The 17,629-nt window shown below is 69.1% G+C and carries 18 protein-coding genes and 1 pseudogene; 12 read left to right on the forward strand and 7 right to left on the reverse strand.

From position 1 onward, the window contains the following. Nucleotides 1-4: 4 nt before the first annotated feature. Nucleotides 5-970, forward strand: coding sequence for a pirin family protein (locus ACZ5K7_RS19095; protein ID WP_351703987.1), 966 nt, complete (start codon nucleotides 5-7; stop codon nucleotides 968-970). Between the two features lie 369 nt (nucleotides 971-1,339). On the opposite strand, the gene ACZ5K7_RS19100 is transcribed toward ACZ5K7_RS19095, so the two are convergent. Next, the gene (locus ACZ5K7_RS19100) at nucleotides 1,340-1,924 is read right to left on the reverse strand and encodes a TetR/AcrR family transcriptional regulator (protein ID WP_351703990.1); all 585 of its coding nucleotides are present in this window, start codon (nucleotides 1,922-1,924) and stop codon (nucleotides 1,340-1,342) included. Between the two features lie 120 nt (nucleotides 1,925-2,044). Here ACZ5K7_RS19100 and ACZ5K7_RS19105 point away from each other — a divergent pair, with 120 nt between their 5' ends. The 3 genes from ACZ5K7_RS19105 (at nucleotide 2,045) to ACZ5K7_RS19115 (ending at nucleotide 5,227) form a co-directional block, all read left to right on the forward strand. Next, a complete protein-coding gene (locus ACZ5K7_RS19105) occupies nucleotides 2,045-2,863 on the forward strand; it encodes an SDR family NAD(P)-dependent oxidoreductase (protein WP_351703993.1) in 819 nt (272 codons plus the stop codon). Between the two features lie 138 nt (nucleotides 2,864-3,001). Next, complete coding sequence (locus ACZ5K7_RS19110; protein WP_468914731.1) at nucleotides 3,002-4,036, forward strand: aldo/keto reductase; 1,035 nt, start codon at nucleotides 3,002-3,004, stop codon at nucleotides 4,034-4,036. A gap of 279 nt (nucleotides 4,037-4,315) precedes the next feature. Continuing rightward, nucleotides 4,316-5,227, forward strand: coding sequence for a hypothetical protein (locus tag ACZ5K7_RS19115; RefSeq protein WP_468914733.1), 912 nt, complete (start codon nucleotides 4,316-4,318; stop codon nucleotides 5,225-5,227). A gap of 519 nt (nucleotides 5,228-5,746) precedes the next feature. Here ACZ5K7_RS19115 and ACZ5K7_RS19120 read toward each other — a convergent pair. Further along, entirely contained in the window at nucleotides 5,747-6,358 is a 612-nt protein-coding gene (locus ACZ5K7_RS19120; RefSeq protein ID WP_468914735.1) for a TetR/AcrR family transcriptional regulator, read from the reverse strand. A 110-nt stretch (nucleotides 6,359-6,468) separates the two neighbouring features. On the opposite strand from ACZ5K7_RS19120, the gene ACZ5K7_RS19125 reads away from it, so the two are divergent. Next, on the forward strand, nucleotides 6,469-6,912 hold the full coding sequence (locus ACZ5K7_RS19125) for a nitroreductase family deazaflavin-dependent oxidoreductase (RefSeq protein WP_351704551.1): 444 nt from the start codon (nucleotides 6,469-6,471) through the stop codon (nucleotides 6,910-6,912). A 41-nt stretch (nucleotides 6,913-6,953) separates the two neighbouring features. On the opposite strand, the pseudogene ACZ5K7_RS19130 reads toward ACZ5K7_RS19125, so the two are convergent. From ACZ5K7_RS19130 to ACZ5K7_RS19140, 3 genes and pseudogenes are all read right to left on the reverse strand, one after another. Continuing rightward, nucleotides 6,954-7,452 (reverse strand): annotated as a pseudogene (locus ACZ5K7_RS19130) (transposase); the annotation flags it as partial. A 162-nt stretch (nucleotides 7,453-7,614) separates the two neighbouring features. Further along, nucleotides 7,615-8,625 (reverse strand): aldo/keto reductase, encoded by a 1,011-nt coding sequence (locus ACZ5K7_RS19135; RefSeq protein WP_468914737.1) that lies wholly within the window; start codon nucleotides 8,623-8,625, stop codon nucleotides 7,615-7,617. A 535-nt stretch (nucleotides 8,626-9,160) separates the two neighbouring features. Continuing rightward, a complete protein-coding gene (locus ACZ5K7_RS19140; RefSeq protein WP_468914739.1) occupies nucleotides 9,161-9,802 on the reverse strand; it encodes a hypothetical protein in 642 nt (213 codons plus the stop codon). 184 nt (nucleotides 9,803-9,986) lie between these two features. On the opposite strand from ACZ5K7_RS19140, the gene ACZ5K7_RS19145 reads away from it, so the two are divergent. From ACZ5K7_RS19145 to ACZ5K7_RS19155, 3 genes are all read left to right on the forward strand, one after another. After that, nucleotides 9,987-10,577, forward strand: coding sequence for a hypothetical protein (locus ACZ5K7_RS19145; protein ID WP_468914740.1), 591 nt, complete (start codon nucleotides 9,987-9,989; stop codon nucleotides 10,575-10,577). 87 nt (nucleotides 10,578-10,664) lie between these two features. Continuing rightward, on the forward strand, nucleotides 10,665-10,805 hold the full coding sequence (locus ACZ5K7_RS19150) for a hypothetical protein (protein ID WP_468914742.1): 141 nt from the start codon (nucleotides 10,665-10,667) through the stop codon (nucleotides 10,803-10,805). A 158-nt stretch (nucleotides 10,806-10,963) separates the two neighbouring features. Then, complete coding sequence (locus tag ACZ5K7_RS19155) at nucleotides 10,964-11,284, forward strand: DUF6479 family protein (protein ID WP_468914744.1); 321 nt, start codon at nucleotides 10,964-10,966, stop codon at nucleotides 11,282-11,284. 123 nt (nucleotides 11,285-11,407) lie between these two features. On the opposite strand, the gene ACZ5K7_RS19160 is transcribed toward ACZ5K7_RS19155, so the two are convergent. After that, nucleotides 11,408-12,394: a YihY/virulence factor BrkB family protein gene (locus ACZ5K7_RS19160; RefSeq protein ID WP_351704024.1), complete on the reverse strand. Its 987-nt coding sequence runs from the start codon at nucleotides 12,392-12,394 to the stop codon at nucleotides 11,408-11,410. A 262-nt stretch (nucleotides 12,395-12,656) separates the two neighbouring features. Continuing rightward, on the reverse strand, nucleotides 12,657-12,878 hold the full coding sequence (locus ACZ5K7_RS19165; protein WP_351704027.1) for a DUF6480 family protein: 222 nt from the start codon (nucleotides 12,876-12,878) through the stop codon (nucleotides 12,657-12,659). Nucleotides 12,879-13,154: 276 nt separating this feature from the next. On the opposite strand from ACZ5K7_RS19165, the gene ACZ5K7_RS19170 reads away from it, so the two are divergent. The 4 genes from ACZ5K7_RS19170 to ACZ5K7_RS19185 all read left to right on the forward strand — a co-directional run bounded on the left by ACZ5K7_RS19170 (nucleotide 13,155) and on the right by ACZ5K7_RS19185 (nucleotide 17,613). Next, nucleotides 13,155-14,075, forward strand: coding sequence for a Rieske (2Fe-2S) protein (locus ACZ5K7_RS19170; RefSeq protein WP_468914746.1), 921 nt, complete (start codon nucleotides 13,155-13,157; stop codon nucleotides 14,073-14,075). A gap of 428 nt (nucleotides 14,076-14,503) precedes the next feature. Continuing rightward, nucleotides 14,504-14,692 carry a DUF6381 family protein gene (locus tag ACZ5K7_RS19175; RefSeq protein ID WP_351704033.1) on the forward strand — a complete coding sequence of 63 codons (189 nt, stop codon included), beginning with the start codon at nucleotides 14,504-14,506 and terminating at the stop codon, nucleotides 14,690-14,692. Nucleotides 14,693-14,998: 306 nt separating this feature from the next. Then, nucleotides 14,999-15,205 (forward strand): hypothetical protein, encoded by a 207-nt coding sequence (locus ACZ5K7_RS19180; protein WP_468914748.1) that lies wholly within the window; start codon nucleotides 14,999-15,001, stop codon nucleotides 15,203-15,205. 182 nt (nucleotides 15,206-15,387) lie between these two features. Next, on the forward strand, nucleotides 15,388-17,613 hold the full coding sequence (locus ACZ5K7_RS19185) for an eCIS core domain-containing protein (RefSeq protein ID WP_468914750.1): 2,226 nt from the start codon (nucleotides 15,388-15,390) through the stop codon (nucleotides 17,611-17,613). The last annotated feature ends 16 nt before the right edge of the window (nucleotides 17,614-17,629 follow it).

The raw sequence follows: 17,629 nt of genomic DNA on the forward strand, positions 1-17,629 counted from the left end.
CGGCATGAGCAACCTTGACCGTGCGCCCGTACCGAGCGTCTGCGGTGGCCGCGGATTCGTCGTCGCCGAACCCGTCCGCGAGCTGCTGAGCCCCCGCCACGTGCAACTCGGCGAGTCGACCGAGGTGCGCCGGCTGCTGCCGAACCTCGGCCGCCGCATGATCGGTGCCTGGGCGTTCGTCGACCACTACGGCCCCGACGACATCGCCGACGAGCCCGGGATGCAGGTCCCGCCGCACCCGCACATGGGGCTGCAGACGGTCAGCTGGCTGCACCAGGGCGAGGTACTGCACCGCGACTCGACCGGCAGCCTGCAGACGATCCGCCCGCGCGAGCTCGGGCTGATGACCTCGGGCCGGGCGATCAGCCACTCCGAGGAGAGCCCCAAGTCGCACGCCCGGTATCTGCACGGCGCCCAGCTGTGGGTCGCACTGCCGGACTCCCACCGGCACGTCGAACCGAAGTTCGAGCACCATGGCGACCTGCCGAAGGTCACCGCGCCCGGCCTCACCGCCACCGTGATCCTCGGCTCCCTCGACGGCGCGGCCTCGCCCGGTACGACGTTCACCCCGATCGTGGGGGCCGACCTGGCGCTGACGCGGGGGGCGGATCTGCGCCTGCCCCTGGAGACGGACTTCGAGTACGGCGTGCTCGCGATGTCCGGCGAGGTGCGTGTCGACGGCGTACCGGTGCTCCCGGGCTCGATGCTCTACCTCGGCTGCGGCCGCACCGAGCTGCCGCTGCGCGCCGAGTCGGACGCGGCGATCATGCTCCTGGGCGGCGAGCCGTTCGAGGAGGAGCTCATCATGTGGTGGAACTTCGTCGCCCGTTCCCAAGAGGAGATCGTGCAGGCCCGGGAGGACTGGGCAAAGGGCACCCGTTTCGGCGAGGTGAAGGGGTATGACGGGGCGCCGCTGTCGGCGCCGGAGATGCCACCGACACCACTCAAACCACGCGGACGAGCGCGCTGACCCGCATATACGCCGGCTCTCCCGCCGAGAGCCGATGACCATGCGGCCACCCTCCGCCTGAAGGTGACCTTTGACGGCCAGAGCCCTTGGAGCCGTCGAAACGGCAGCTCCGGGGGCTCTGTCGATTCCCACGTGCGGGCATCTGTGGGAGGAGCGTCACAACGAGTGTGGGCCGTGGCGCGCACCTACCCGATGGAGACATGGTCGAGCGCTGCCCCACCCGGCCGACCGCCCACGTCGCCGCCGAGGCCGGCGTCTCCCGCGCGTGCCCGTCCTGCGCCGCCGGCGCACCGCTCAGCCTCCTCGGGGGGCGCCTTTCGTCACGCTCTCGGAACGCGTCGTCATGGACGCGGCGCCACGGTGGGCGAGTCATGCGCCGGGGGTGCCGGGGCCCGTCTGGCGGAGACAGCGGTCCAGGCGTCGTAGATACCCGTCGAACGATTCTTCCGCGGGCCAGGTCTCGTAGGCGGTGACCGTGGCGGCTATCGCGAGGTTCAACTGCAGGGCGGGAGTCAGCTCGTCGGAGCCGGAGGTGCGGGACTCCACCCAGCGCTTCAGATCGGTGAAGAACTGCTCCCCGAAGCTCTGGGCCGACTGCGCGAAAGCGGGCGACTGCGCCTTGAGACGGCGCTGCAGCGGCATGCGGTCCCGCAGACTCTCGCAGAACCCGGTCATGATCGCGGTGAGCGAGTCCCAGAGCGGCTCCTCCGCGGGACGCTCTTCCATCAGCGCCTGCCAGTTGCGCCGCTCCTCGGGGTCCTGGTCCAGCACCGCGGCGTCCTTGCTGGCGAAGTAATTGAAGAAGGTGGCGCGGGAGACATCCGCTGCCGTCGCGATCTGCTCGACCGTCGTGGCCTCGTAGCCCTGCTCGGCGAAGAGCCGCAGAGCGGCGGAGTGGATGGCGCGCCAGGTTGCCAGCTTCTTGCGCTCCCGCAGGTTCATGGTTCCTCCCATGATCCCATCGTACGGCCCAATTCCTGGATGGGTATATTTTTGGATTGGTCTAACTTCTGTGGTTACAGTGAAGTCATCCCCGGGAGGCCGATCCGGGAGGCCACCCCCCAAGGAGGAGCCATGAGCAAGGTCTGGTTCATCACCGGCACGTCCCGCGGCATCGGCCGCGCGTTCGCCGAGTCCGCGCTGGAGCGCGGGGACAAGGTTGCCGCGACCGCCAGGAACGTGGCCGCCCTCGACGATCTGGTCGCCGAGTACGGCGACGACGCGGTGCTGCCCGTCGCGCTGGACGTCACCGACAAGGCGGCCGTCGCTGCCGCGGTGGCCGCCGCGCACGAGAAGTTCGGACGTCTTGACGTTGTGGTCAACAACGCCGGCTACGGGCTGTTCGGCATGGTCGAGGAAGTCACCGAGCAGCAGGTCCGCGACCAGATGGAGACGAATTTCTTCGGCGCGTTCTGGGTCACTCAGGCTGTGCTGCCGATTCTGCGCGCGCAGGGCAGTGGCCACATCGTGCAGGTCTCGTCCGTCGGCGGGGTCGCCGCGTTCCCGTCGCTGGGCGCGTATCACGGGTCCAAGTGGGCGCTGGAGGGTTTCAGCGACTCCTTGGCGCAGGAAGTCGCCGGCATGGGGATCAAGGTCACCATCGTCGAGCCGGGCGGCTTCACCACGGACTGGGCCGGTTCCTCCGCCGCGCACGCCGAGCTGAACCCCGCCTACGACCAGGTTCGCGTGGCCATGGGCGAGCGCATGGGTGACGCCCGTTACAGCGATCCCGCCAACGCCGGCGCGGCGCTGCTCCAGATCGTCGACGCCGAGAACCCGCCGCTGCGGGTGTTCTTCGGTACCGAGCCCATGGAGATCGTCGAGCCCGTCTACGCCCAGCGTCTTCAGACGTGGGCCGACTGGGCGCACGTCTCCAAGGTCGCGCAGGGCTGACCGGCCGCGGCCCACCACCCGAGTGAGCCCTTCCGCGTCCGGAGAGCCGACCGTCCCCCTCGGGGGCACTGAGGTGCAGGCCGTATCGGCGACACCCAGGGCTCCCGAGGCCATCCAGCAACCAAGCAGGAGTGCACCATGACCAAAGCACGGGTCCCACTGGGCCGGAGCGGCATCAGCGTCAGGCCGATCGGCCTCGGCTGTATGGGGATGTCCCAGTTCTACGGCCCCGCCGACCCTGCCGAGTCGATCGCCACCATCCACACGGCGATCGACGTCGGTATCGACTTCTTCGACACCAGCGACATCTACGGCGCTGCCGGCGCCGTCATCGGGCAGGCCACGAACGGCTTCGGGCACAACGAGGAACTGCTCGGCCGCGCCCTGCGCGGTCGACGCGACGAGGTCGTCCTCGCCACGAAGTTCGGAACGCGCCTCGGCGACACGGGCGGTGTGGTCATGGACGGTCGTCCGGAGTACGTGGCCGAGGCATGCGAGGCGAGTCTCGTACGACTCGGCACCGACCACATCGATCTCTACTACATTCACCGCCTCGACCCTGCGGTTCCGGTCGAGGAGACCGTCGGCGCGATGGCGGAGCTGGTCGCAGCGGGGAAGATCCGCGCCATCGGACTCAGCGCGGTCGACAGCGACACCCTGCGCCGGGCCAGCGCCGTCGCCCCCATCTCCGCTCTCCAGAGCGAGTACTCGCTGTGGGAACGAACCCTCGAGGACGATGTCCTGCCGACGTGCCGCCGGCTCGGCATCACGGTCGTCCCTTACAGCCCGCTCGGCCGGGCGGCGCTGACCGGCAGTCTGACCTCCGGCGCGTCCTTCGGCGCCGAGGACTTCCGCGCCACGCTGCCGAAGTTCCAGAGCGAGAACTACGCCGGCAACGCGCGTCTGGTCGATGAGCTCCGCGAGTTCAGCGCGGCGCGCGGTCATACGCCGGGACAGGTCGCGCTCGCGTGGCTCCTCGCTCAGCCACACGACATCGCCCCCATTCCCGGGACGAAGCGCGTGAAGTACGTCCGTGAGAACGCCGAGGCGACCGCGGTGCCGCTCAGCGCGGACGACGTCGCCGCACTCGCAGCGATCTTCGCCCCCGACAGGGTGCACGGGGGACAGTACGGCAGCCTCGACATGCGCGGCCGTCAGGAGACTTCTCTGTGAAGTCATGGGCTCTCCGAGCCACGGCACGGTGCGGGGACGGGCGAAAGGTCTGATCGGTCTCTTCCGGCGACAGCCCTGCCGGCATCCGTCCCCCGCGGATGCGCGTTGGGCAGCGTGCGCAGAACGTCCACGATCCGCGCGGTGACGGACTCCGCGGCGCCCTTTCCGTAGCGTGCCCCGGCACACTCACGGGCCTGCACCGCTTCCGGCACGAGCAGACCGGCGGCATGATCGGTTCCCTCTCAGAATGCATCGACGGCACATTCCCGAGGGATCGACATGAACAAGCAAACGAAGCGCCTTGTCTGCCTGGTTCTCGTGCCCTTCCTGGGTATCTGCCTCCTCGCAGGATGCGGCGGCGGTTCGCGAGCCGACGGCGGCCACACACATGGTCAGTCGCCGCAGAAGCAGGAAGAGCGCGCCCGCCAAGTGGCGGATGCCTGGCGGGGGTCCGGGTCTGCCGCCGCATGGCGCCGGGGGTACTACCCCATGGCCGACGCGGTACAGGTTCCGGAGTCCGGTTGGCACAGTCAGGCGGACAAGCGGGCCTACGAGACCCAGAACTTCGCGCTGAAGGGGAGTTTGCCGGTCGCGACCACGGAGCGGGGGAAGATCGACTGGACCGATGGGAAAGCTCTGACTCGTCCGCTGGTGGGGGCGGAGAAGGCGTACCAGTCGTTCGCCCTCAACCGCAGTGCGGGCCCCCGGCTGACGGTGACGGGAGCGGAGCTCGGTCAGACGACGATCGTCACGAGCCGGGGAACAGCCACTGTTCCCGCGTGGCTGTTCACACTGGAGGGCTACGACACCCCGCTCAAGCGTGTGGCCGTCACCCCGTCAAAGCTTCCGCAGCAACCGATCTCACAAGCCCGGCAAGGGTCTGCCGGCGGCCTCAGGAGTGTCCCCGGGCTTGCCGGTACAGCGACGGACGGGCGATCCGTCACGGTGAAGGCCGCTCACGGAGCGTGCGACGACGGCCCCGTCGTCAAGGCACTGGAAACGGACGAGAACGTCGTGCTGTACGCCTCCGTCAAGGGAGCACAGACCGGTCCCTGCAGCGCCGACCTGATCGAACAGAACGTCAAAGTAGAGCTGCGGAAACCGCTCGGGGACCGCATCCTCCTCGACGCCTTCACCGGTCGGCCAGTCTCATACGGAGAGCCCGACGGGCGGTCGCCGAGCTGGACGTAGGCCATGTGGCGACACAGCCCTCGCTGTCGGCCGGCCGATCGCCGGCGGCACCGTCGAGGGCGCCGCACGCCATCTGATCGCCGACCGCCTCGACATCACCGGCGCCCGCCGGGGCCTGCACGGCGCCGGAGCCGTCCGCAGACTCCGCGCCGAGCCGCACGCAAGGCGAAAAAAGGGTGACCGGGCCGACATGCCCGGCCTCGTGGACCTCACACCAGCCGAGATCCGTCGTCTGCTGACGGTTCAACCTCGCCGCGCTCCAGCACGCCGCGGCCATGCGGTGACCTGGTCCCGGTGGCGGCGCCGGTTCCAGGCCCGTGCTCGGCGCTGTCATTGCCTGCGGCGTGGGCACCCGTTGGCGGGACGGCCTGTCCAAGACCGTCCTGTGCATGCGCAAACCGCCCTACACGCCCCACTTCCAAGCCATTGACCAGGAGAAATTCAGGACGTCAGGTTGGAGTGCCAAGGATCCGGCCCGTTCAGGCCGGATGCGGGTATTCGTGAGAGTTCCGTAGGAGGTCATGGGCGGCAGACGCGTTCCACGAGGTTCTGCCAGGCGAGTCCGATGCGTGCCCCGACCTCGTCGACGGCGTCGGAGAGTTCGTCGGATGAGAGGTACAGCAGAATGGGTCCGTCCAGGGCGCCGGTGAGTTGGACAGCGAGCATGTCGAGGTCGGCACCGTCGAGTTCGAGCTGTCCGAGCAGCATGCGGATATGAACCCGGGACATCGGCGTCCGTGAGCCGATCGGTATGGGTTTGCTGCCGTCCAGGGCGGCACGGGCAATGTCGCGATGCGCGACCAGAAATTCGGCTCGGGCGCGTCCATAGGCGATCAGTCGGTCCAGCGGCGCAGCACCGGGACCCAGGGGAGGCGGGCCGGAGAGCACCTGCACCTGGAAGGCGTGCTCGTCGTCGTCCAGCAGGGACTGGAAGATGCCGGCCCGGGTGCCGAACCGGCGGAAGACAGTGCCCTTGCCCAGACCTGCCTGCTCCGCCAGTGAGTCCATAGTGAGGCGGTCCGTGCCCTGCTCGGCGAGCATTCTGCGGGCCGTAGTCAGAAGGTGGCGCCGGTTGCGGACCGCGTCGGCGCGCTCGCCGGACGGCGGCCCCCAGGCAACGGATCCGGTCACGACTTCACCCTACCAACGACCTAACCGGGGTATAGTCCGTTTATGATCCGTGGCCGACGGCGGCAACTGGCTGCCGCCGTCGGCCCATCGTCGATTGGAATGGGGCAGACATGCCGCTCACCGGGGAATACGAGCCGAGCGCGTTCGACTTCGCCCGTGATCAAGTCGACCTGTACGAGCGCTCCGGTGGTACCGAGGGCACGGACAACCAGGGGGGCAAGCCGGTCATCGTGCTGACGATGGTGGGGGCGAAAAGCGGGAAATTGCGCAAGACGCCGCTGATGCGTGTCGAGCACGACGGCGAGTACGCCGTCGTCGCGTCGCTGGGCGGAGCGCCCAAGCACCCCGTCTGGTACTACAACCTGACCACGAACCCGCACGTGGAGCTCCAGGACGGCCCGGTCAAGAAGGACTACCGGGCCAGGGAGGTCGACGGCGAGGAGTACGACGTATGGTTCGAGCGGGCTGTGGCGGCCTGGCCGGACTACGCCGAGTATCAGAAAAAGACCACCAGGAAGATGCCCATCTTCGTTCTCACGCCTTTCGACGCGTAGCCGCAGACGCCTTGGAGATTCCGCGGGTAGAGGACAAGGCGTCATGGCCGCCGGGCTGGCCGTGTGTCCCAGCGTTGGCTGGTCCAGGCTTCGCGGATGAGGCGTCGGCCTCACGATGATCGCGGTCATCAACGCGAACAGTGCGTTGATGACGACCGCTCGACGTTCCGTGCAGGACAGGGTGAAGTTGAAGCCGCGGCTGTACCAGGAGTTGGTGCGCTCGACGACCCAGCGGCGAGTGTGGTTGATCGGGGTCACGACGGCCGTGGGCTGGATCCGCCACTCGCCGCCGAGCTCGGTCAGCAGTTTGCGGGTGACCGTGGAATCGTAGCCCGCGTCAAGGTGCGCCGTGATCTGCTCAGGCAACGCGAGCTCGAAACGCCCGAGCTTCTCCCAGCGTCGAGCGCAGGAACGGGGAGTCGTGCCGGTTCGCCCGTCGGTCATCCGCGACCACTTGATCCCGAGCTTTCCCCGGTCAATCGGTGATTTCCCGGCGACCTCGCCACCGCAGGGCGCTTTGGTGATCTGCCCGTCGACGGTGCTGTCGGCCGGGCCGCGGTGGCGGGCATCCTGCTCACCGCACTGGCGGGCAGCGCGCAGATCACGCAGTTGCGCGCGACCGCCCGCAAGCACCGCCGGGCCCACCACAGGGTTGCGAAGGCCGAGGCCAAGGACTCATCGAAGGCCCGGCGGTAGCCCGGACTACCGGGAGCCCGCCACAGGCTGCCGCTTGTAGAAGGACTCCTCCAGGTAGGCGGCCTCGTGCGGCTGGTAGGGCTCCTCCAAGTAGGCGGCCTCGTCCTCGTCGAGTTCGACGTCCACCGCGGCGACCGCGTCGGCCAGCTGGGCCGGCTTGGTGACCCCGACGATGGGCGAGGTCACCGCCGGGTTGCGCATGACCCAGGCCAGGGCGACCTGGGCCGGGGACAGACCCCGCTTGCCCGCGATCTCGTGGACGCGCTCGGCCACTGCCTGGTCCTCGTCGCGGTAGAGGATCTTGCCGCCCGCGTCGGTCTCGGCACGCGCCGTGGCGGTGTCCCTGGCCCGCGTCAGCCTGCCCCGCGCCAGCGGGCTCCACGGGATCACGCCGATGCCCTGGTCGGCGCAGAGCGGGATCATCTCCCGCTCTGCTTCCCGGTGGATGAGGTTGTAGTGGTCCTGCATCGACACGAACCGGGTCCAGCCGTTCAGGTCAGCCAGGTACAGGGCCTTGGCGAACTGCCAGGCGTACATGGAAGAGGCTCCGATGTAGCGGACCTTCCCGGACCTGACCGCGTCGTGCAGCGCCTCGAGGGTTTCCTCGATCGGGGTGTCGTAGTCCCAGCGGTGGATCTGGTACAGGTCGATGTAGTCGGTCCCCAGTCGCTTCAGGGAGGCGTCGAGCTCGGCGAAGATCGCCTTGCGGGACAGCCCGGCGCCGTTCGGGCCGGGGCGCATCCGCATCCAGACCTTGGTGGAGAGAACGACCTCCTCGCGCCGGGTGAAGTCCTTGACCGCCTGGCCGACGATCTCCTCGCTGCTTCCGGCGCTGTACCCATTGGCCGTGTCGAGGAAGTTGACGCCGCCCTCGAGGGCCTGCTTGATGATGTCCCGGCTGGCGTCCGCGCCCAGCGACCAGGGCTCGCCGCCTCGGTCCGGCTCGCCGAAGCTCATGCAGCCGAGGGTGATGGCGGAGACTTCCAGTCCGGTCGTTCCGAGCTTGATGTATCGCATGCCTCCGAACGTAGGAGTTGGAGTGCGTTCTAACGCAAATACGTCTCGGTCCGGAATTCGGAGGCGTGGGGCATGTGTGCCCTGGCAGGTTTCGACCGTTTCGGCCAGACGTACCGGAGAACCCAGTGGTAGCGAGTAACTGACTGTCAATTCTCGGCCGAGAGCGTGGGGCACTACTCAGCCCCCCGACGGCAAACCGCCCCCGCGGGCCCGTCGCCACGACCGATCATCGCTCGATCACTAACGACTCCTGACAAAAGGCGGCTTGTGGATCTCCGGGAATGACGGCGTGTCAGTTTTCGTTGATGCTGACCGAAGGGGGTGCTGCGCACCGCACTTTGCCGGGAGTGAGGGCAGGCGATGTGCTTGAGGAGATGGCCTGCTCGATGCGTCAGAACGCACTCGTAGCAGTCGAGCCCGCACAGCCTCACAGCCGGGATTTCGGTACGTCGACCTCACATCGTCCGCCGGGCCCGCTAGCACGCCGCGTCGCGGCCCAGTTCGTACTCGAAGCGTGCCGGCTCGGTGTTTCGAGTCAGCGGTGGTCGACGTAGGAGACGAGCCCGCCGATGTTCAGGCCCAGCGCGCATCCGCGGCGGAAGGACTCGTGGCGCATGCCCGGGGTGTGCTGCGCGTCGGTCATCGCGTACACCCCGCGGATCCCCAGTTCCACGCCGCACAGGCACACGACGTAGCCGTGACGCCGGGCGGCGGCCGCCCACTCGGGGTCGTGCGGGACCCAGGTCCGGGAGTAGATCTCACCGTCGGGCGTCCGCAGTTCCAGCCGGGAGGAGGTGTATCCGTAGCTCTGCGCCAGCTTTGGCTGTTCATCGGGTATCTCGTGCAGCTCCCATCCGAGGATCCAGGGCAGGTCGCAGTAGACGTCGGGCGGTAGGCGCCTCATGCCGAACAGGATGGCGCCTTCGAGCTGCGGTTCCTCGGGTATCTCGTCGAGCGAGGCTCCCTTCGGCACGACGTACCCGAAGTGGCCCACGCCCACGGCATGCCTGAACTCGAAGAGGGCAGTGGGCATGCGGGGTGTCTGTGCGGGATCGATGGTGATTGTGCCTTCCACGGTCTCCAGGCCTCCCAGCACGCACTCGAGCTGCAGCGCGGGGTCGTCGCAGAACAGGATCCGCCCGAGGTCGTCGACCTGTTCGAACTGATGCCGGCTCATTTCCTTCAGCCCTCCGGTTGGTTGCCGTTCCGCGTCCGCGAAGCAGACGACTCAATGTTGAACCATCCTATTGAAGGATCGTTGAACAATCCATACGTTGAACGCGTGCACCATCAGGCCGGCGGTTTCGTCGAGAGCAGGGGTGAGGGTGAGCGCGGAGGAAGCAGGCACAGGGCGGACAGGCGTGGCTTGGCGGGTGCTGGTGGGCGCCGCAAGCACCGGCACAGCGTTGGCGCTGTGGGCGATCGTGCACACAGCCGTCTTCGCGCACGCCCGGTGGATCGACGTGCTGTGCGCGCTGGTGATCCTCCTCGCCTGCGTGTTCCTGGGCACGTGCTGGTGGTTGGACATCAGGTGGCTGCTGGGTGCGGTATGCCTTTTCGGGTTGCTGTTCCTGCAGAACAAGGAGCTGGATCAGCAGGTACTGCACCAGCACGGGCGTACCGAACACGTCAGGGTCCGACAGATTCAGTGGTCCGCCGGCGACGGCATGGGTGACAGCGCCCACCTCTACACGGTCACCGTCCTCGACGGCCCACCGCTGGCTCCGATCGAGGAGAACGGGCTCATGGGCTGGAAGTGGGTGGTAGGCGGCACTTACACGGTGACCGTCGATCCGCAGGGCCGGGCCCCGCTCAGGCGGGGGGACAAGCCCGGGCCCCCGGTGATCCAGCAGTTCCTGCAGATCCCGCTCGGCCTCGGCCTGGCCTTCGCTCTGTGGCGGCCCGCAGGGCTGCTCCTGCGCCGACAACGCGTCCCGTCAGCCGTTGAGTGAGGTTGTTGCGCGGCAAGTCGATCACGCCACGGCGAGCCCGCGTGCAGAGGCTGTCCCCGACCCCTTCCAAGTTCGGGGGGAGTGCACATGGCCGAGGATCAGACCCTGGGGCATCGCCTCAACCATGCGTCCGGGACGATCGAGATCGCCGGAGAGACCGTCCACAGGCTTGGTTTCGGGGCCATGCGCCTGGTCGGTCCCGGCGTCCGGGGGCCCTGCCAGCCGTGACGCCTCGGTGCGTCTCCTGCGGCCGCGCCGTAGGCTGCACGCGCGGCGCCGAAACACCGTCGAGGGCTGGTCTGAGCTGGTGCGGGCATGCCGCGGCGGTAGAGGTTGCCCCTGCGTCTCCGGGGCACTCGGGGCGGATGACTGCACCGAGTACAGAAATGACCGCGTCGAGCGGGCCGGCACTGGGGATCCTGCCACTGGCCGCCGGCTTGGTCCTTGTCGTCGCGTTGATCTGGGCCGTACGGCTCGGTATCAGGGTCCGACGTCGGGAGTCTGCGTCGCCGCGCCCGGAAGAGCAGCCCCGGCTGCCGGAAACCGGGCCGACTCGTGAGGTTCAGGAGATGCGCGAGCCCGAGGAGATGCCGCAGGCGAAGGACGAGCGCGAGCGGCTCACCCCACACCAACTGTCCGGAGGCGGGTCGAGTGGTAAGCGCAACGAGGACCAGAGGCGTCGGCGGTGGGATTCGCATTCGGGGTGACCACGGGTTTCGTGTGAGAAGCCGCTGAACGTGCGAGGTCTCCACGTGTGCCGTGCGCGGTCTCCACGTGTACTGGGCGCGGTCTCCCCGTGTACTGGGCCGGCTCCTCCGTCGCCCATCGCGTCAGTCCATGCGGCGGTGATCCTCCGTGCTCCAGGCGCGGGTGTCACGGGGCGGGAGATACGGCTCTTCGCCCTTCGGCAGTCCGCCGACGACGGCACGCTGGCGGGCCAGTTCCGCGTCGAATTCCAGGCCGAGCAGGATCGCGATGTTGCTGATCCACAGCCACATCAGGAAGACGATCACCCCGGCGAGCGTGCCGTACGTCTTGTTGTACGACGCGAAGTGCGCCGCGTAGAACGCGAAGGCCGCCGAGGCGGTCATCCAGACCAGCAAGGCCAGCACAGTGCCCGGAGTGACCCAACGAAAGCCGCGGCCCTTCACGTTCGGCGCCGCCCAATACAGGATCGCGACCATGACTGTGACCAGGATGACGAGGGCCGGCCACTTCGCGATCGACCACGCCTTCAGCGCGGCGTCCCCGATTCCGAGTGCCGAACCGACCACACGGGCCAGGCCGCCGGTGAACACCACGATCAGGGCGCTGATCAGCGTGAGGACCAGCAGCACCACCGTGACGCCCACCCGGATCGGCAGCACCTTCCACACGGGGCGGCCCTCGGGCATGTCGTACACGACGTTGGCACTGCGTATGAACGCCGCGATGTAGCCGGACGCCGACCATACCGCCAGCACGATGCCGACCACGGCGACGATCGAGCCGATTCCGCCGGACGCCTGAAGCTGCCTTACCGCGTCGCTGATGATGTCCCGGGCCGAACTCGGCGCCAGCTTCTCGACGTTGTCCAGGACGTGTTGTGTCGCCGACCTGCCGGCGATACCGAGCAGCGAGACCAGGACCAGCAGCGCCGGGAAGAGCGACAGGACCCCGTAGTACGTCAACGCCGCGGCCCGGTCGGCGAGTTCGTCGTTCTGGAATTCTCTGACCGTGCCCTTCAGCACCGCCCACCAGGCCCGTTTCGGCAGTTTGCTGGGCTTGTCCGGCGTGCGAGGCTCGCCGTGCTGTCCTGGTCCTGGTGTCCGTGGCATGCCATTGGGGTATCCCCGCCCGGCTCGACCATGTGTCGGGATCAGCGCCCTGTCGGTGTGCGGCTGCGGTCCGTGTCGCCGGGCGCTCGGAGCAGTGACGCATGGGCCGGGTGTGCCCTGCGAGGCTCTCCCGTGAGGCGCATCCTCGCACGGAGCCACCCGCCGGGTGCGTCCGGTGACAGGCTTCCGTGCGCCGCTCCCTCACGGCGTTCCCGCTTCCTCGCACAGGCACTCCCGTCGGCGCTCTCGTCACTCAGGGTGGCTATCCGATCAGAGCCACCACCATCGCGATGAGACCGATCGCCACCAGCAGCACCACCCCCATGATCAGAACGAGCGGTATGGCCGCCCATCCCTTCCGCGACTCGGGCGGATCCGGATGCGAGATGCCGGAAATGCTCCCCTCGGCGGGCGGAGTTTCACCAGGTGACGTCCCGCCGCCTGGTGCGAGGCCCGGGGCTCGGCCCGGCTCAGAAGTCGTCATCGCACGGGCTCCTCTCGATTCTCGATCGGCTGCGGCCCGTCGGTCTCGGTTTTCGTGGTCGGCGTTTTCGCAGTCAGCTGGGTTACTCCCACGTTTCCCGCACGCATGCGGCCAAACGGCAGGGTGCCTGCCCGGCGCGGCCGGCCGGCCCCTCCTACGGTCGGCGATGACCTCCTCCAGCCGCTCGATCATCGCGTCGAAGGCCAGATCACGACGCGTTCTCGACTCGGCAGAGGCCGGCTGATTGCGGCACCGTGAAGCGGCTACTCGGAGCACATGAGACTCAGCACCCTCCCCCACCGCCTTCCCCCGACGGCCAGACGGCTCCTGCCCGATGCAGGAGGCCCTGGCCATGTCCTGAAAGCGGCCGACCGCTTGGAACGCTTCTCCGGCGCCGACAAGTTGCTCGAGCTCATGCAGCGGATGGTGCGGGCCGTGCCACTCGGCCGGGCCAGAGACGGTCTGCACGGGCGGTGGCTGGGTCACCCGGTACATCCGCTGCTGGTCCAGATACCCCTCGGCAGCTGGCTGTCGGCTGCAGTGCTCGACGCAGTGCCCGGCCAGCGCCGCGCGGCGCGCTTCTTGATCGCCACCGGCCTGCTCGCCGCAGCCCCGGCCGCGGCGTCAGGCTGGGTGGACTGGGCGGAACTGAACCGTCGGCAGATGCGCGTCGGCATCGTCCATGCCGCAGCGAACATCACCGGTGTCGCCCTGTATGTCACATCCCTGACCGCTCGTCTGCGCGGGCACGAAATCTCCGGCAGGATGTACGGCTGGGCGGGGCTCGGTGTCGTCGGTATCGGTGGCGCGCTCGGCGGCCACCTCGCCTACCGTCTGGCAGCGGGCGCCAACCACGCCGAAGCCGTCGCGCAGCTGGTGGAGCCAGGCTGGCACTACGTCGCCGACCTGTCCGACCTTCCGCAAGGCCGGCCGACGCGCCGTGACCTCGACGGCGTGGCCGTGGTCGCCGTCCGCCGGCCGGACGACAGGGTGCACGTGCTGGCCGAACACTGCAGCCACCTGGCGGGCCCCCTGTCGGAAGGCACTCTGGAGGACGGCTGCCTGCGCTGCCCCTGGCACGGCAGCACCTTCCGACTGACCGACGGCTGGAACGTCACCGGCCCGGCCACCGCGCCCCAGCCCGCCTTCGACACCCGCGTAACCGACGGCCGGGTGGAAGCACGGCTGCGCACCTGAAGCCGCCCCGACGGGCAGCGCCCCCCACCGACACCGCCAACGGCAGCGCAGTCACGACCACAGCACCGATTCAGTTCCCGGACCGCGGCCTGGGACGACGCCCGGTCCGCCAACCGACCGAGGGCGGCTGGAAGCGCACCGCTCCGAAGAGGGGGCGCGCGACGAACCTGTCGCACCAAACAGAAAGAGAAGTGCTTGGCGGCTGGTCCGGCGCCGGTGCGCCTCACGGCCTGCGCGAGGCGCCGTGAATCCGCTGACGAGGTGCGTCTTCGGTAAGAATCGACCCACCCGAATGCCCTCGCATCTCACCCAGGCCGGCTGGGGGTGCGAGGCGGCGGCCGCCGGGGGCCGCGCTCCGTTCGGTGGCGCGTGCACCCTGCTGCTGATTGGCTTGGAAAGACGCCGGACTCCCCGACCGGAGGTTGATCATGAGTATCGAGAACCAGCCGAGCAAGCGGGCCCAGGAGATGCGTGCCAAGGCCGAAGAGCTGGAGCAGGCGGCTCAGCACGCCGCCGATCCCGCCGAACGCCAGCGACTGACGAACAAGGCCATACATATTCGGGAAAAGAGCGAACAGGAAAACGGCAGGGGCAGCGGAACCATGGACCCGATGTAGACACCCTGCGGACGATCCGGGCTCGCTCCCGGTCAGCTCGGGCCCACCATGTCGAGATCAGCGCCCTGTACCAACCGTCCGAGAACGGCAACGTGATCGGCGGAGACTGGTACGACGCCTATCACCTGCCGTCCGCCGCCCCATCCGGCCAACCGGCCTCCCTCATCAGGTAGGGGTTTCGGTCCTGACGGTTCCTGCGCACGGCGGCAGCCGGTCGTCCGCCACGCCCGAGTCGGGGCAGCCTCGGCTTCATCGTCGAGGACGGCGTAGCCGCTCTCGGGTTCACCGCGCCGCAGCGCGGGCGCCATGCCCCGCTACCCATGCCGGACCTGCCCACCGAGCCACGGCTACGCCACCGGAGACGACGGATACGTCCTCGCCTACCGTGACACGGTCCACCAGATCCTCGCGGCCGGCACGCTCGCCCTGATCGGTACCCTCGGATGCGCAACCGTCGCCCTTTCCCCCGGCTTTCTCCGTGACGGAGGGGTGACGGACCGTCGGGCAAGCTGAGCCGGACCGACGACACCTGGGGCGAACCGGCTTGACGCGACTCGACGGAGGCGGACGTGGGCAGTGAGCATTCCCCTGAGCCTGGGTCGGAGAAGGCCCGGGGCCGGGCCGGCGACGCCGGGAGCGGGCTTCGCACCGCACCTCCGGCGGGCGGGACGGGACGGACGATCCCACTGTGGGCCGTGCCTGACGGCGCGGGCGATACCGGCGAGGCGCGGGGCACTCGTACGGCCCCGGTCCAGGCCGTCGCGGACGTCGTCGCCCGGCAGCCGGGGCAGCCGCTCGCCCCTGTGGTCCGGGCGCGGCTGGAGGCGGTCTTCGACCGGGATCTGGGTGACGTACGCGTGCATACGGGCGCCGAGGCGGCACAGTCCGCCCGGTCCGTCGACGCGAACGCGTGGACGGTGGGGAACCACATGGCCTTCGCCCCGGGCCAGTACGCGCCGGACACCGAAACGGGATTGCGGCTGCTCCGGCACGAGGTGAGCCATGTCGTCCAGCAGGGCGGGCGGACACCGACGGTGCCGACCAGGCTCAGCTCCCCCGGTGACGCCGCCGAACGGGCCGCCGACGCCGTCGCGGCGGGGGCCGCGCCCGGGGCCGCGCTCGTGGCGACGGGAGAGGCCGGCGTCGTCCACCGGCAGGTCGCCGGGGCGGAGAACCGTGCGACGCACGGGGATCCGCGTGATCCACACAATCCGGACAACACGCTCACCGACCGCGAGATGTACGAGCTCTGGAAGGGTTACTGGCAGCGGCGGCTCGGCAGAGCCCTCGATCGGGAGCGTGCCGTCAGGAAGCGGATCTGGCGCGAGGACCCCGTCGGGTACGCGGATGACACGAACAAGTTCGAGCAGGGCCTCCGCTCCGCGCTCGGTCCCGAATACGAGGCAGCCGCCGACGAGTTGGCGTTCTGCCAAGCGATCACGGCCGAGACGGAGAACATCCTCAACTGGCTCGAGGGCAAGGAGACGCAGCGGGCGACCGTGACCTTGGACGAGGTGGATGCCCGGGCTCTGGCAGAGGCACGCAGCCGACACTGGTCCGAGATGTTCGTATTACCCCTCTTCATGCTCTTCCTCGCGGAAGGACCCCGCCTGCGAGGCGGATCGGCCCCCCACATCCCCGGGGCGCCCGTCGAGGCGCCTCCGCCGGCCCGTCCTGCCGGCGGAACGGGTTTCCGCGGGGCCCTCCGGAAGGTCACGGCCGCCGGGATGATCGGCTTGTCCGAGGCGGAGCCCGTGACCCAGGGACCGGCGGCCGGGGGTCCCCCGCGGGCCGCCGTCACCGAACCGCCGCGGCCAGTGGCGCAAAGCCCGTCGCCGGCGGGCGGACGGGCGGCGGTCACCGAAAGGCCGACCGCGACCGTACGACCGCAGCAGAGCACCGTCGCACCGTCCACTGCCGATACGAGACCCGCCCCCGAGACGACCACGCGCACCGCCCCGCCACCCAAGGCCCCCGCCAAAGCCTCCCCGGCCACGTCGGCGACGGCCCCGAAGGCGCCCGCAGCCGGTTTCGACGCCGCGGGCCGGCAGCGGGCCGCCGAGAAGTTGGCGGGCAAGGAGCAGGCGGTCGCCGCCGCCGACGTGTCGGTTCCGTCGCACGAGGCGGACCAGCGGAGCGCCCAGGGCGGACTGCTCAAGCAGGCGGGAGAGCGCCCGGTGAAGCCCGCCTCGCTGAAGGCCCGCCTCGGTCCGATCAACGGGCTGCCGACCTACGACGACAAGGTCGAGGCGGTCCGGAAACTGCGCCTGGAGGCCGGGCTGACGGCCGCGGAGAAGGCGTACCTGGACTGGCTGAGCCGCAACTACGCCCTGATGCACGATTTCCAGGACTCCGGAGGCGCGGCCAAGACGGTCACGGACGTTCAGTTGCCCGCCGTGACCCAGGAGCGGGACGCGGCGCAGAAGGCCCTGAACCAGGCGCGCAAGAGCCTGAACGAGCTCATGCGGAGCAACGGCCCGAACTACAAGGCCGCCGGCAGGATCCAGGTCGACCAGGTGATGTCCCTCGCCGCGTGGAACGCCCAGGTCACCAAGCCGAAGCTCGCCACGGATCACCTCGTGTCGCTGGACCGCATCACCGAACTGCGGGAACTCCGCCGACTGCTGGCGTTCTACGCGCAGGCGCCCGCAGAGGTGCAGGAGCTGCTCAGGAACGAGCTGGCCGCTCTCGGCGACCTGCCGGACAACCTCGTACGCATGCGGGCGGACGCCAACGGCAGCAGCCTCAAATCCAACAAGAGCTGGGCGGACATCCCGTACGCGAAGGCGGCGAAGTTCGGGTACAGCGTGGCCGACGTCGACGCCATACGGGCACGCGAGGCGCAGACGTATGCCGACATCCTCCGGAGGATCGAGGAGCTGACCGCCAAGTACACCAAGCGGGGAGCGGGACAGCGGTGACGGCCGGGCCGTCCGT

It is taken from the genome of Streptomyces sp. NPDC031497 (assembly GCF_055580905.1).